This is a genomic window from Ruegeria sp. YTSA219 (genome assembly GCF_059609985.1).
In genome coordinates, this window is the sequence record NZ_JBXWMT010000001.1 from 380,542 (window position 1) to 394,485 (window position 13,944).

Here is a 13,944-nt window from a genome sequence, read left to right on the forward strand (position 1 = left end):
GACTTCCATGCCCTCGCGACGCCATGTTGCACGTGACATTTCTTATGCCTATTCCGCTGAAACCAAAAGCGGACGGATGGTCATCAAGCTTATGGAGAACACCACAGGCCGCCTGCGCCTTATCAGGCGTGCTGATGGGTACGAAAAAGACGTGGCCAACGGGCGAGATTTCTGGTCGGTCATGGTTGAGAGATACGGTTTGTCTCTGGATGTGGTTGGCGGGTCATTGTCTAATATTCCCCGTGATGGCCCTCTGATTCTGATTGCCAATCACCCATATGGAATTCTGGATGGGTTGATGATGGGGCACATGTTGTCCAGTACGCGTGGGGATTTTCGCATTCTGGCCAACCATGTGTTTCGTAAGGCAGAGGATCTGAATCGGGTCGTTCTGCCGATTTCATTCGACGATACAAAAGCTGCGATGAAGCAGAACCTCGAGACCCGCAAGAAAGCTTTGAACTATCTGGGCGAGGGCGGCGCGATTGGCATATTTCCCGGCGGTACCGTCAGCACAGGGGCAAAGCCTTTCTCGTACCCGATGGACCCGGGCTGGCGTGGCTTCACAGCGCGGATGGTTGCCAAATCAGACGCGACAGTTGTGCCGGTCTTTTTTGACGGTCATACCTCACGCCTGTTTCAGATCGCCAGCCATCTGCACAATACATTGCGCATGGGATTGCTAATCAAGGAATTCAAAAAACGCGTTGATACCCCGGTCCAGGTGGTGATCGGAGAGCCAATCGGCCGCGACGTTCTGGACCCGTTGGCCAAGGATACGCGCAAGATGATGGATTTCTTGCGCAAAGCAACGTATGAGCTGTCTCCAAAGCCACTAAAGTCTTATGACTATGGCTATGAATTTGAGGAACGGCATCGCGCCTAAAGGGGCAAATGGCAGTAGGCATTTTTGATTCTGGTTTGGGCGGTCTGACCGTTCTGAACGCCGCGCAGAAACGTCTTCCCGACGTTGATTTCCTGTATTACGCGGACAGCGCACATGCGCCTTACGGGGTGCGTGATGTGGAGAATATCTATGAGCTGACCCGGGGTGCGGTGAACGACCTCTGGAACCGGGGATGTGATCTGGTGATTCTGGCCTGCAATACGGCCAGCGCTGCTGCTTTGCGGCGGATGCAGGAAGAGGGCGTGCCTCAAGGCAAGCGCGTCTTGGGCGTTTTTGTTCCATTGATCGAAGCGCTGACTGAGCGGCAATGGGGTGACAACAGCCCGCCGCGTGAAGTCGCGGTCAAACACGTCGCTTTGTTTGCGACCCCGGCCACCGTATCCAGTCGCGCGTTTCAACGCGAGTTGGCCTTTCGTGCGATTGGCGTAGATGTTGAGGCGCAGGCCTGCGGTGGGGTCGTTGATGCCATCGAGGAAGGCGACATGATCCTGGCCGAAGCGCTGGTTCGAAGCCATGTGGACGCCCTGAAACGCAAGATGCCAGAGCCTCAGGCCGCAATTCTGGGCTGTACGCACTATCCCTTAATGGCTGAGGCGTTTCAGAAGGCCTTGGGACCCGACGTTGAGGTGTTCAGCCAGGGTGATCTGGTTGCCGAAAGTCTGGCAGACTATTTGCAGCGGCATCCGAATATGCAGGGTGCGGCGAAGGGCGGTTATCTGACCACTGGTAAGCCAGGTGTTGTCAGTGATCGCGCCACCCAGTTCCTCCGACGACAAATAACTTTCGAGGCTGTCTGACTTTGGTCAAAGACGCGGCCTGAAAGAATCCGTAATCCCATGACCGTCACAGTGGCGGGCATGAACAGTGGCATACAGTTTCAAGAGGTCCAAGATGACCCACAAAATCGCAATTCTGGGCGCTTCGGGTTATACCGGCGCTGAACTGGTTCGGTTGATCGACGAGCATCCGAATATGGAAATCGCTGCACTTTCTGCCGAGCGGAAAGCCGGACAGTCGATGGCGCAGGTATTTCCACATTTGCGGCACCTGAAGTTACCGGTTCTTTGCAAAATTTCAGAAATCGACTTTTCAGGGATCGACCTGTGCTTTTGCGCGCTGCCACATAAAACCAGCCAGGAAGTTATCCGCGACCTGCCGAAGGACCTTAAAATCATCGACCTGTCCGCCGATTTCAGGCTACGCGACCCTGAGGAATATGAAAAATGGTATGGCAACCCTCATGCGGCTTTGGAGCAGCAGGAGGAGGCCGTTTACGGCCTGACCGAGTTTTATCGCGATCAAATTCGCACGGCCCGCTTGGTTGCCGGAACAGGCTGCAACGCCGCCACCGGACAATATGTTTTGCGCCCTTTGATTTCGGCCGGCGTCATTGATCTGGATGACATCATTCTGGACCTCAAATGCGCGGTGTCTGGTGCCGGGCGGTCGCTGAAAGAAAACCTGCTGCATGCCGAACTTAGCGAAGGGTATAACGCATATGCTGTTGGCGGTACGCATCGGCATTTGGGGGAATTCGATCAAGAATTTTCTGCCCTTGCAGGGCGCCCGGTCCATGTTCAGTTCACTCCGCATCTGGTTCCGGCAAACCGGGGTATCCTAGCGACTACATATGTCAAAGGTGACCCCACGAGCGTTTATGAAGCGCTTGTGAAAACCTATGAAAGCGAACCATTTATCCAGATGCTGCCATTTGGCGAAACACCCTCGACCCACCATGTGCGCGGCTCAAATTTCTGCCATATCGGCGTGGCCAGCGACCGGATCGAGAGGCGCGCCATTGTGATCGGAGCACTGGATAACCTGACAAAAGGTAGCAGTGGCCAAGCCTTGCAGAACGCTAACCTGATGTTAGGTGAAGCTGAAACTGCGGGTCTGATGATGGCCCCACTTTTCCCATGAGGAACAAATGAAAACGCTCAAGAAACGTCGTCGCGTTCAGATCATCCTTCTGTCAATCGTTGCTTTGGCAGTGTCTACGGCGTTGATCGGATACGCTATGCAGGACGGCATCAATTTCTTCCGCTCACCCAGTGAAGTAATGGCAGAGCCACCAAAACCGACTGAAATATTCCGGATCGGTGGTCTTGTCGAAGAGGGTTCGATCGTGCGGGGGCAAGGGGAAACCGTGCGTTTCATGGTGACGGACGGTGGCGAAAGTGTGCCGGTCACGTTTACTGGGGTTTTGCCTGATTTGTTCTCGGAAAACCAGGGTATGATTGGTACCGGAAGCTACGTAAACGGAGTCTTTGAAGCCTCAGAAATTCTTGCGAAACACGATGAGACCTATATGCCAAAAGAGGTTGTGGACGCGTTGAAAGAACAAGGTATTTACAAGGAGGCCGGCGAGAGCTGAGCCATAGGCTTTGAGATCGGAATTCGGGCGTTGCGTGGATCGACATGCAGCGCCCTTTCTATTTTAGCTGTATTAACAGAATTGTCCGAGCGTCTGTCTGTCCCAAGTTGGAGAACAGTACATGCAGACGGTTCGGCAGATCGCGGAACAGATAGTTACGCGTGAAGGTGGTTTTGTCGATGACCCCGACGATCCGGGTGGAGCGACAAAATTCGGCGTAACAATCCATACCATGCGCAGATTGCAACTGGACCTGACGCAGGACGGGATGGTTGATGTATCCGATGTAAGGCGGCTGAGCCGGTCGCAGGCCGTTGAAATCTTTATCCGCCACTATTTCTCAAAACCGCGATTACACCTACTGCCTAACATTCTGCAGCCATCTGTTTTCGACATGTACGTGAATTCAGGCGTTCAAGCTGTTAAAATTATGCAATATTTGCTGCGTGAAATGGGGTATCATGTCGTCGTAGATGGCGTTGTGGGCCCGCAGACGGCGCAGGCTTGCAGTGCTGCGTCTGAACCGGACCCTGTCGCGCTGCGGGATGCTTATGGCGTTGCCAGGAGAAACTATTATTTCCGGATAGCGGAACGGCGTCCAGCCTCTCGCAAATATGCTCGGTCCCGGTCTGGGGCAAAAGGTGGCTGGATACGACGCGCCGAGGAATTCCTGTCACCGACCTATCATCTTAGCGACGCAGAGTTTCAAAGGAGGGTTTCTGAATGGGGCTGATCTCGGGAATATTTGCGTTCTTGTTTGGCGAGGGTCGGAATGTCGTGCGTGAAACAACCGAAGTCTTTCGTGAAAATGCTGAGCAGGGCGCTAAACGCGACCTGACGCGACAACAGGGAGTACTGGAACAGTATAGGGCTGAGTTCGAGCGGGTTCAAAAAAGTGCATTTGACCGTTTTATGGATGGGCTCAACCGGCTGCCGCGCCCCGCCATGGCCTTGGGAACATTGGGGCTGTTTATCGCCGCTATGGTCGATCCGCTTTGGTTTGCCGCTCGGATGCAGGGGATTGCGTTGGTACCTGAGCCCTTGTGGTGGTTGTTGGGCGTGGTCGTCTCGTTCTATTTCGGCGCAAGACACCAGACCAAAGTGCAGGATCTGCAGCGTGAAATTTCGGCAACGATGACACGTACTCCGAAAGTTATGGAAAACATCGAAACACTGGCAGAGATGCGGGAACGTTTGATTGGGGTCGCTGATACTGGGACAGATGCAGGCTTGGCCGATGAGGTCCTAAAACCCGATTTCAACCCTGCGCTCGAGGATTGGCGGCGGGGTCGGTCCGCCTGACCCGCGACACTATGTGCGTCCGGCAGAGGCGAAAGTGATTGGTGATTGTCCCTCAACAGGAATATATGCGGGACCATGATTACAGAACTTGGTCACTTCGCGCTGATACTCGCCTTTCTCGTCGCCATCGTTCAGACGGTCATTCCGCTGATAGGGGCGGCGAAACGGTGGACTGGCTGGATGTCCTTTGCAGAAACCGCCGCTATTGCACAGTTTCTGTTAGTCGCCTTCTCTTTCGCGGCGTTGGTCTGGGCCTTTACCACCTCTGATTTCTCATTGCGGATAGTGGTTGAAAACAGCCATTCCGCCAAACCGATGCTGTATAAAATCAGCGGCACGTGGGGCAACCACGAAGGGTCAATGTTACTGTGGGTCCTGATCGTCGCAGTTTTCGGGGCCATGGCCGCTTTTTTTGGCGCAGGGTTACCTCCGACTCTCAAAGCGCGCGTGCTGGCGGTTCAGGCGGCCGTAGGGGTGGCGTTTTACGCTTTTATCCTGCTCACCTCGAACCCATTTGACCGTCTGATTATCGCCCCGTTCGATGGGCGGGATCTCAACCCATTATTGCAAGATCCAGGTTTGGCATTCCACCCGCCGTTTCTGTATCTGGGCTATGTCGGCCTGAGCATGGCATTCAGCTTTGCAGTGGCCGCGCTGATCGAAGGGCGCGTGGATGCCTCTTGGGGGAGGTGGGTGCGTCCCTGGACGCTGGCCGCATGGATTTTTCTGACTATTGGGATCGCGCTTGGATCCTGGTGGGCCTATTACGAGCTGGGCTGGGGCGGGTTCTGGTTCTGGGATCCGGTCGAAAACGCTTCTTTCATGCCGTGGCTATTGGCGGCAGCCCTGTTACATTCTGCTATCGTGGTCGAAAAGCGTGAAGCGCTGAAGAGCTGGACCATCCTTCTGGCGATTATCGCCTTTGGCTTTTCGCTGATCGGGACGTTCATTGTGCGATCGGGGCTTTTGACTTCGGTACATGCCTTTGCCAATGATCCTGAACGCGGCGTGTTTATCCTGATCATTCTTGTGGTCTTCATTGGCGGTGCGTTGACACTCTATGCGGCACGCGCGCAAGCGATGGAGGCCAAGGGCGTGTTTGGTATGGTCAGCCGCGAAAGCGCCCTGGTGCTGAACAACATTCTATTGGCGGTCAGCTGTTTCGTTGTGTTCTTCGGAACCTTGTGGCCGATGGTGGCCGAGATGGCATTTGATCGCAAACTCTCGGTCGGCGCGCCGTTCTTTAATGCGGCGTTCACACCGTTCATGGTTGCGCTGGGGATTGTATTACCGCTTGGTGCAATGCTTCCGTGGAAACGTGGAAAGCTTGGCAAGGCGGCGCATTCGTTGCGGTTCGCATTCCTTCTGGCGGTTGCGCTTGGCTTGCTCGTTTGGGTCATGCAGACCGGTCGCAGCGCATTGGGACCCGTGGGGCTGTTTCTGGGGGCCTGGATCACATTTGGCGCTATTGTGGACCTTTGGAGCCGTACTGGAAGAAAAAACAACCTGCAGCGTCTGTTCAGACTGCCCGGTGCCGATTGGGGCAAGGCTGCAGCCCATACCGGACTGGGGGTTACGATCTTTGCCATCGCCGGGCTGACCGCATGGGAGGTCGAGGATATCCGCGTTGCGCAGACGGGGCAGCCTTTCGAGGTTGGCCAGTTCACCCTGACACTTGAACAGGTTCGGAATGTCGAGGGGCCCAACTATTTCTCAACCACAGCCGATGTTAAGGTCGAACAGGCCGGTCGAACAATCGCAACACTGCATCCGGAAAAACGCGACTACCCAGTTTCAAGGATGCCAACGACTGAAGCTGCGATTGACTATCGGTTTCTCAGGGATCTTTACGTCGTCATTGGAGATCAGCAGACAAATGGTGGCTGGGTCGTGCGGACTTATATCAAGCCTTTAGCGAATTGGATTTGGGGCGGGTGCCTACTGATGGCGCTCGGTGGCGTTCTTAGCCTGTGCGACAGGCGTTTTCGCGTTGCGGCAGGCGCGCGCAAGACGCCGACGCAGGGGGTTCCGGCGGAATGAAACGGTTTCTACTGATACTGCTTTTATTGGCAACGCCAAGCATGGCTGTCCAACCTGACGAGGTGCTTGATGATCCGATCCTGGAACAGAGGGCGCGGGATCTGAGTTCCGGCTTGCGCTGTCTGGTTTGCCGCAACGAAAGCATAGACGAAAGCAATGCAGGATTGGCCCGTGACTTGCGCCTGTTATTGCGCGAACGCCTGGTGGCCGGCGATACAGATGGACAGGCGATTGACTTTATCGTTGATCGCTACGGCGAATATGTTTTGCTAAGGCCAACAACGTCAGGATCGAACATCCTTTTGTGGCTGGCCGGTCCGATCATGCTTTTGATCGCTGTGGCGACTGGTTTCAGCTTTTTACGCAAAAGATCGGCGGAACAGGACCGAAGGGAAGGTGACGGCCTCCTTAGCGACGCCGAGAAAGAACGATTACGCGAAATCCTCAAAGATTGACCTTCGGTTCACCTTTTCCTTCATTGGAAATTGAGGCAGGGTCGCAGGCGCAGCGAACCTTGGAGGGGTGGATGGAATACGAAGCGATCCTGTTGGACATTGCGGATGATCTGGCAGTGGTAACTCTGAACCGCCCAGAGAAGTTGAACGCAATGACCGCTCAGTTGCGGGCCGAAGTCACGCACGCGATGAAACACGCTGCCACCCATGCCCGCGCGATTGTTTTGACCGGTAAGGGAAACGCTTTTTGCTCGGGTCAGGATTTAGGTGATGCCTCAAGCACCGGGAAGATTGATCTTGAGCGCACGCTGCGCGACGAATACGAGCCCATGCTTGAAGCAATCTATAATTGCCCGGTTCCAACAATCGCCGCAGTAAATGGCGCTGCTGCGGGGGCAGGGGCCAATCTGGCGCTATGCGCGGATATCGTGATCGCGACGGAGAGTGCTTATTTCCTGCAGGCTTTTGCCCGTATCGGCCTGTTGCCCGACGCTGGAGGCACCTGGTTTATGCCGCGCCAGATGGGGTTCGCCAAAGCCATGGGCGCTGCTCTTTTTGCCGATAAGATCAGTGCTCGACAGGCCGACGACTGGGGCCTGATCTGGGAAGCCGTTCCCGACGCGGAGTTCGAAGCGCATTGGCGCAAGCGGGCCATGTATCTGGCCAAAGGTCCAACCTCAGGGTTTGGCGCCATCAAAAAGGCTATTCGCGGCACCTATGAAAACACTCTGCCGCAACAGCTCGAGGCAGAGGCGCATCTGCAAGGTGAATGTGGCCGCAGCCGAGACTTTTCCGAAGGCGTCGTTGCCTTCATGCAAAAACGCCCCCCGAAATTCGAAGGGCGTTGAGGTTGTCAGGCGCGGCGGCGTTTACGCACGCGCCGTTCCGGAAGGGCGGACTCGCCAGTCCCGTCAGTTGCGGATGAGAACGGGCCCAGCGCGTCTGTGATCTGATCAAGGGTTGGGCGTATACCGGACGGGGCACCGTCAAGCGCAGCTCTCATGTGCCGCAGATGCTCGGGCATTGTGCCGCAACATCCGCCGATAATGCTTGCGCCAGCCTCTCGCGCCATGGTCGCATAATGGCCCATCAGTTCCGGCGTGCCGTCATAATGAATATGTCCATCCACATATTTCGGAATACCGGCATTGCCTTTTGATATCAGCGGTCGTTCCGTACCTTGTGCGACAAATCCAAGGACAGTGCGCAGAATATCAGACGCGCCAGTCCCGCAATTTGCGCCAAAGGCAACCGGCGGGTTAGGGAGCGTTTCAACCAACTGAGCAAAGTCGGCGGATGTGACACCCATCATGGTGCGGCCAGCCGTGTCAAAGCTCATCGTGCCACACCAGGGCATATCGACCAGCGCAAAGGCTTCTGCCGCGGCCCTGAACTCTTCTGGGGCGCTGATGGTTTCGACCCAAAGAACATCGACACCGCCGTCCTTCAATGCCTGCGCCTGTTCGTGGAACATTTCCACGGCATCGGCATGGGACAGGGCGCCAACAGGCTGCATGATCTCGCCGGTTGGTCCGACCGATCCCGCGACGATAACCGGACGGTTGGCTTTGTCAGCAACCTCACGGCCAAGTTCTGCGCCTGCGCGGTTCAGTTCAGCGACCCGGTTCTGAGCCTCGTGCAGTTTGAGACGCGCAGATGTCCCGCCGAATGTGTTGGTCAGGAAAAGGTCGCTGCCTGCGTCCACCGAACCCTGATACAGCGCGCGGATTTTATCCGGCGCATCGACGTTCCAAAGCTCGGGCGCGTCGCCCGACTGCAGGCCCATGTTGAATAGGTTTGTACCTGTTGCTCCATCCGCCAAAAGAGTCGTGTTGGAGTCCAGAAGTTTGCTGAGCGCATTTGTCATAAGAATATTCCGAAACTGGCGAGCCGCGCAAAAAATGCGAGACGCCCCGTGTCTCATGACCGGGGCGTCAAATCAAATTCATAAATCTCATGAAGATCATGAATATTGCGGTGAGACCTTAGTTGGTTTCGTTGAGAACCTGTGCTTTGGCCTCGACCAGAAACTCGGCCATTTTTGCACGGATATCGTCATCCGAAGACAGATCCCCGAGATCGCCGGAAACTTTGCGCACGACATCCTCGTGCCCGGTTTCTTCCAGGTCTGAAATCACAACGGATTTTGCGTATTCATCGGCTTCATTACCGGTTTTGCCCAGTTTTTCGGCCGCCCAAAGGCCAAGCAGTTTGTTGCAACGCGCCTGTGCTTTGAACTGCATTTCTTCATCATGGGCGAATTTAGCTTCGAATGCGTTTTCGCGCTCGTCAAACGTAGTCATCAGTTGGACCCCTTGGGTTGGTAGTTCTTTCCTTAATGATATGACGATACGACGATCCGGGTGCAAGGTATTTGCGCTGCGTCAAAGCCTCTCGGTCCTCGGAACTTGCGGGAAGGTGGGGGTTGGACTAAGAGAGCGCCAAGGCGAAGGAACTTTTTCCCTCGCGACAGTCTGGAAAGGTCGCTTATGGCGCGTCGCAAGAAAATTTACGAAGGTAAGGCCAAGATTTTGTATGAAGGCCCTGAACCGGGTACAATCGTGCAGTATTTCAAGGATGACGCCACTGCCTTCAACGCTGAAAAGAAGGACGTGATCGACGGGAAAGGTGTGCTGAACAACCGCCTGAGCGAATACTTTATGAACGGGTTGAATCAAATCGGTGTGCCGACCCATTTCATCCGTCGCCTGAACATGCGCGAACAGTTGGTCCGCAACTGCGAAATCGTACCGCTTGAAGTTATTGTTCGCAATTTCGCGGCTGGCACGATGTCCAAACGCCTTGGCATTGCCGAGGGGACACAGCTGCCGCGCCCGATAGTGGAATACTGCTACAAGGACGACGCGTTGGGTGATCCCCTTGTCACCGAAGAACATATCGCCGCCTTTGGCTGGGCCAGCCAGCAGGACATGGAAGACATTCTTAGCCTCGCATTGCGGGTGAATGATTTCATGAGCGGTGTGATGCTGGCGGTTGGCATTCGTCTGGTCGATTTCAAAATTGAAATCGGTCGCGTCTATGAAGGTGACTTCCAGCGCCTGATCATAGCGGATGAAATCAGCCCAGACAGCTGCCGTCTTTGGGATATCGAAACCGGCCAGAAGCTAGACAAGGACGTATTCCGCCGCGACCTGGGCAGCCTGACCGACGCCTACTCGGAAGTTGCGCGTCGCCTAGGCGTTCTGCCGAAAAGCAATGTGTCCAAACCGACCCTGATCAACTGATCGAAAGCCGAAGAACAACGCAAAAACGCCGCCGATATTGGGCGGCGTTTTTATTTGAGATCGGGTATTTGACAGGGCCGCAGCTTGTCCGGCATTGTTTGTTGAACAAGCGTAATCGGGTGAATAAAAATGGCCGAGCTATTTGATCAGGCAGTATTTTTAAAGTTCCTCGCTGCGCTGCTGGCGATTTTCAACCCGCTATACGGCATCCCGATTTTCCTCAGCATGACCGAGGGGTATAGCCCGCCAGAACGTAAACGCGTTGCAATGGTTGTGACAGCCACGGTTGTGATTGTATCACTGATTTCGGTACTGATCGGCGAAGAAATTCTGGCGCTTTTCGGTATCGACATTCCGTCTTTTCGCATCGCTGGTGGGTTGATCATTCTTGGGGTTGGTATGTCGATGCTGAACGCGTCTGACCGGTCAGAAAGCGATCAGAAAGCCGTTAAAGATGGCGCGCAGAAGAAGAACATTGCGGTTGTTCCCCTGGCTATCCCGTTAACGATTGGGCCCGGCACTATCGCGACAACCATTGTGTTCGCGCATAGTTTGCCCGACGGCGCCGAGGTAGTAACTTTGGGGGCGGCCGTTTTGATTGCCTGCGCTATTGTCGGGCTGGGATTGTTATTCGCTGACCCTATTTCCAGGTTCTTTGGGCCGACAATGATCAATGTGATCACCCGTGTTATGGCCATCATTTTGGTTGCCGTAGCGGTTGAAATGGTTCTGACAGGGACCTTCAACGCAATAGATACGCATTATCCCGCGCTAAAGGGTTCCGAGTAGGTGCTGACAAGGGTTGTCGAACGCAGACAGTCGCGCTATCCCCGCGCACAACGGAACGGGCCTCAAATACCGGCCCTCAGCTGGAGTTGCAGTAAATGAAAGCACGTGTGCATGTGATGCTGAAAACCGGGGTACTTGACCCTCAGGGTGAAGCGGTGCGCCACGCATTGGGTGCCATGGGTTTTGATCAGGTCGAAGGCGTCCGTCAGGGCAAGGTGATTGATCTTGAACTCGCCGAGGGTGCGACGGAATCGGACGTCACCGAGATGTGCGAAAAACTGCTGGCTAACACGGTCATCGAACGCTACGAGATCGAACTGGTCTGAACCGCTTGCAGGAGGGCTAGCCATGCGCGCAGCTGTCATCGTTTTCCCCGGTTCCAACTGTGATCGGGATCTTGCCGTTGCCTTTGAACAGGCCGGATTTCAGGTAGACATGGTCTGGCATAAAGATGCTGCTCTGCCCAAGGGCGTGGACATTGTTGGTGTCCCCGGCGGGTTTTCTTATGGAGACTACCTGCGTTGCGGAGCGATTGCCGCACAATCCCCGATCTGCAAGGCCGTGGTCGACCACACCGAGCGTGGCGGATACGCCGTTGGTATCTGTAACGGGTTTCAGATCCTGACCGAGACCGGAATTCTGCCCGGAGCTCTGCTGCGCAATGCGAACCTGAAATATATCTGTCGTACCGTAGGCCTGAAGGTCGCAACCAGCGACAGTGCCTTTACCCAAGGCTATAGCGCTGGCGAAGTGATCGGCATTCCGATTGCGCATCATGATGGAAACTATTTCGCGGATGAGGCTACATTGTCCACGCTCAGGGATCACGACCGGATCGCATTCACCTATACCGAGAATCCGAACGGCTCGGTTGGCGACATTGCGGGCATTCTGTCTGAAAACCGCCGTGTTCTTGGTATGATGCCGCATCCCGAACGAGCGGCAGACGAAGGGCATGGTGGCACCGATGGAACGGCATTGTTTCGCGCATTGTCGGGCATCGTCGCACCTGCGTGACTTGAGCTTGCATCTTAGCCCGCGTAACTTTCGGGGATGAGTTCCGACACACGCTCTACCTGGTCTGCACTGTTCAAACCGCTCCGCGCTGCGCCTCTTGGCTGGCCTTTGCGCGCGGCTGTTCTGGTGCTTTTGTTGGTAACGGTTGCGACGATATGGATAACCAACAGTCTGCTGACGGATCGGTTTACTGAATCCACGCGAAACCGGGCCGAGCTGCGCCTTGCTCTGTATTCCGGGAACCTGCTGAGCGAGCTGCGCAGAAATGCGATTGTGCCGCAGCTGCTAGCGCGGGATCCGACGCTGATCTCGGCGCTGCAATCCAGCGATTTTACACTGTCCACGCAGCGACTTATTTCTTTTGTCGAAGAGATAGGCGCCGCATCCTTGATGCTTTTAGACCGGGATGGCCGATCTGTTGCCGCAACTGATCGCAGCCGGTTGGGCGAGACGCACAGAAACGCGCCGTATTTTGTAGATTCCATTCGGTCAAACTCGACCATCTTCACCGTGATTGAAAAGGAATCTGGTGGTTACAGCTTTATCTATTCGCGCCGGATGGAGGCCTCGTCGGACATCCTTGGTGTCATCGTTGTCGAGGTTGATCTGCAAAAATTTGAGCGCGCCTGGGCAGGGATCTCCGATGCTGTTCTGGTCGCTGACAGTACGGGCACCATTATTCTGTCGACTGAACCGCAATGGCGCGGAGTAGAAGAGGGGGCCGCCATGCTGCGGCAGCCGCCGCAAAGTGCCATCCAGCGCGCTATCAGGGCCACGACCGATTGGACGGCTCTGCCCCCCGACGCCTATTTGCAGGGCGAGGCGGTGATCCGCATGGAGACACGCATTCCATTCCGCGGCTGGACGATGACCTCGTTCACGACCTACGCCTCGATCCGTGAGAAGGTAAACAGCGTTCTTGCATTGGAAATCATGGGTTTTGCGATTCTGTTGGCGCTTGCCTTCTATGCGCTCAGCCGTAGGGCCACGTTCAGAATGGCCTTGTTCCAGCGCGAGTCGGCAGAGCTTCGCGCATTGAACGCAAGGTTACAGCGGGAAATCGCTGAGAGGGAACGGGTTGAAAAGACGCTGGAAGTAGCCGAGCAGACGCTGGCCCAAAGCTCGAAACTCGCAGCCCTGGGCGAGATGTCTGCGGCCGTCAGCCACGAGCTGAATCAACCTTTGGCTGCAATGAAGACCTATCTTGCCGGCGCGCGTTTGCTGCTGCGACGGAACCGCCCCGAAGAGGCGCTGGCCAGCTTTGGCCGCATCGACGGTCTGATTGAACGAATGGGCGCAATAACACGCCAGCTCAAGTCCTATGCCCGCAAGGGTGCGGATGCGTTTTCACCAGTTAACCTTGGCGAAGCGCTCGCTTCGTCCCTCTCCATGATGGAGCCGCAACTGCGACAGAGGCACGTCAAGATTACGCAGATACTGCCGGAAGAAAGCGTACTAGTCATGGGCGACCGCATGCGGATCGAACAGGTGATGGTGAACCTCTTGCGTAATGCCTTGGACGCCACCAAGTCTGTATCGGAACCGGATGTTGAAATCATACTGGCCGCGGGTGACCAGGCGGTGCTGACTGTACGCGATAATGGCTATGGGATTGAAGACATCGAAAACCTGTTTGAGCCGTTCTATACGACCAAACAACCCGGCGATGGAGTCGGTCTGGGGCTTGCCATCTCATCCGGTATCGTGAACGACCATGGGGGACGGCTGACCGCGCGCAACAGCCAGCACGGTGGCGCGGTGTTTGAGATGCAACTGCCGATACTTGGAAGCGATGGCCTTGAGGCCGCTGAATAA

Annotated in this window: 16 protein-coding genes; 14 read left to right on the top strand and 2 right to left on the bottom strand. The window is 55.4% G+C overall.

Features of this window, described 5'->3' with window-relative positions:
- Positions 1 to 7: 7 nt before the first annotated feature.
- The 9 genes from AC2FFB_RS01890 (at position 8) to AC2FFB_RS01930 (ending at position 7,926) form a co-directional block, all read left to right on the top strand.
- Positions 8 to 886 (top strand): lysophospholipid acyltransferase family protein, encoded by an 879-nt coding sequence (locus AC2FFB_RS01890; protein WP_271946941.1) that lies wholly within the window; start codon positions 8 to 10, stop codon positions 884 to 886.
- 8 nt (positions 887 to 894) lie between these two features.
- The gene (murI, locus tag AC2FFB_RS01895) at positions 895 to 1,704 is read left to right on the top strand and encodes a glutamate racemase (protein WP_271946944.1); all 810 of its coding nucleotides are present in this window, start codon (positions 895 to 897) and stop codon (positions 1,702 to 1,704) included.
- Positions 1,705 to 1,798: 94 nt separating this feature from the next.
- Complete coding sequence (argC, locus tag AC2FFB_RS01900) at positions 1,799 to 2,827, top strand: N-acetyl-gamma-glutamyl-phosphate reductase (protein WP_281994660.1); 1,029 nt, start codon at positions 1,799 to 1,801, stop codon at positions 2,825 to 2,827.
- Between the two features lie 7 nt (positions 2,828 to 2,834).
- Positions 2,835 to 3,281, top strand: a complete 447-nt coding sequence (gene ccmE / locus AC2FFB_RS01905) for a cytochrome c maturation protein CcmE (protein ID WP_496874427.1) — start codon at positions 2,835 to 2,837, stop codon at positions 3,279 to 3,281.
- A gap of 121 nt (positions 3,282 to 3,402) precedes the next feature.
- Entirely contained in the window at positions 3,403 to 4,014 is a 612-nt protein-coding gene (locus AC2FFB_RS01910) for a holin-associated N-acetylmuramidase (RefSeq protein ID WP_496712543.1), read from the top strand.
- On the top strand, positions 4,005 to 4,583 hold the full coding sequence (locus tag AC2FFB_RS01915; protein WP_281972146.1) for a holin family protein: 579 nt from the start codon (positions 4,005 to 4,007) through the stop codon (positions 4,581 to 4,583). The genes AC2FFB_RS01910 and AC2FFB_RS01915 overlap by 10 nt, the downstream gene beginning before the upstream one ends.
- A gap of 75 nt (positions 4,584 to 4,658) precedes the next feature.
- Positions 4,659 to 6,623 carry a heme lyase CcmF/NrfE family subunit gene (locus AC2FFB_RS01920; RefSeq protein ID WP_496693202.1) on the top strand — a complete coding sequence of 655 codons (1,965 nt, stop codon included), beginning with the start codon at positions 4,659 to 4,661 and terminating at the stop codon, positions 6,621 to 6,623.
- Positions 6,620 to 7,078, top strand: a complete 459-nt coding sequence (locus AC2FFB_RS01925; RefSeq protein ID WP_142633979.1) for a cytochrome c-type biogenesis protein — start codon at positions 6,620 to 6,622, stop codon at positions 7,076 to 7,078. Before AC2FFB_RS01920 ends, AC2FFB_RS01925 begins: the two co-directional genes overlap by 4 nt.
- A gap of 71 nt (positions 7,079 to 7,149) precedes the next feature.
- Positions 7,150 to 7,926 carry an enoyl-CoA hydratase-related protein gene (locus AC2FFB_RS01930; RefSeq protein WP_142633977.1) on the top strand — a complete coding sequence of 259 codons (777 nt, stop codon included), beginning with the start codon at positions 7,150 to 7,152 and terminating at the stop codon, positions 7,924 to 7,926.
- Between the two features lie 5 nt (positions 7,927 to 7,931).
- Here AC2FFB_RS01930 and bmt read toward each other — a convergent pair whose 3' ends face one another.
- Positions 7,932 to 8,945, bottom strand: a complete 1,014-nt coding sequence (gene bmt, locus AC2FFB_RS01935; RefSeq protein WP_271946964.1) for a betaine--homocysteine S-methyltransferase — start codon at positions 8,943 to 8,945, stop codon at positions 7,932 to 7,934.
- 118 nt (positions 8,946 to 9,063) lie between these two features.
- Complete coding sequence (locus AC2FFB_RS01940; protein WP_142633973.1) at positions 9,064 to 9,381, bottom strand: DUF1476 domain-containing protein; 318 nt, start codon at positions 9,379 to 9,381, stop codon at positions 9,064 to 9,066.
- Between the two features lie 186 nt (positions 9,382 to 9,567).
- On the opposite strand from AC2FFB_RS01940, the gene purC reads away from it, so the two are divergent.
- The 5 genes from purC to AC2FFB_RS01965 all read left to right on the top strand — a co-directional run bounded on the left by purC (position 9,568) and on the right by AC2FFB_RS01965 (position 13,944).
- Positions 9,568 to 10,323: a phosphoribosylaminoimidazolesuccinocarboxamide synthase gene (gene purC, locus AC2FFB_RS01945; RefSeq protein WP_271946969.1), complete on the top strand. Its 756-nt coding sequence runs from the start codon at positions 9,568 to 9,570 to the stop codon at positions 10,321 to 10,323.
- A 129-nt stretch (positions 10,324 to 10,452) separates the two neighbouring features.
- Positions 10,453 to 11,112: a MarC family protein gene (locus AC2FFB_RS01950; protein ID WP_142633969.1), complete on the top strand. Its 660-nt coding sequence runs from the start codon at positions 10,453 to 10,455 to the stop codon at positions 11,110 to 11,112.
- A gap of 95 nt (positions 11,113 to 11,207) precedes the next feature.
- Positions 11,208 to 11,438, top strand: coding sequence for a phosphoribosylformylglycinamidine synthase subunit PurS (gene purS / locus AC2FFB_RS01955; protein WP_142633967.1), 231 nt, complete (start codon positions 11,208 to 11,210; stop codon positions 11,436 to 11,438).
- 22 nt (positions 11,439 to 11,460) lie between these two features.
- On the top strand, positions 11,461 to 12,129 hold the full coding sequence (gene purQ, locus AC2FFB_RS01960) for a phosphoribosylformylglycinamidine synthase subunit PurQ (RefSeq protein ID WP_496693201.1): 669 nt from the start codon (positions 11,461 to 11,463) through the stop codon (positions 12,127 to 12,129).
- Between the two features lie 36 nt (positions 12,130 to 12,165).
- Complete coding sequence (locus AC2FFB_RS01965; RefSeq protein WP_142633963.1) at positions 12,166 to 13,944, top strand: sensor histidine kinase; 1,779 nt, start codon at positions 12,166 to 12,168, stop codon at positions 13,942 to 13,944.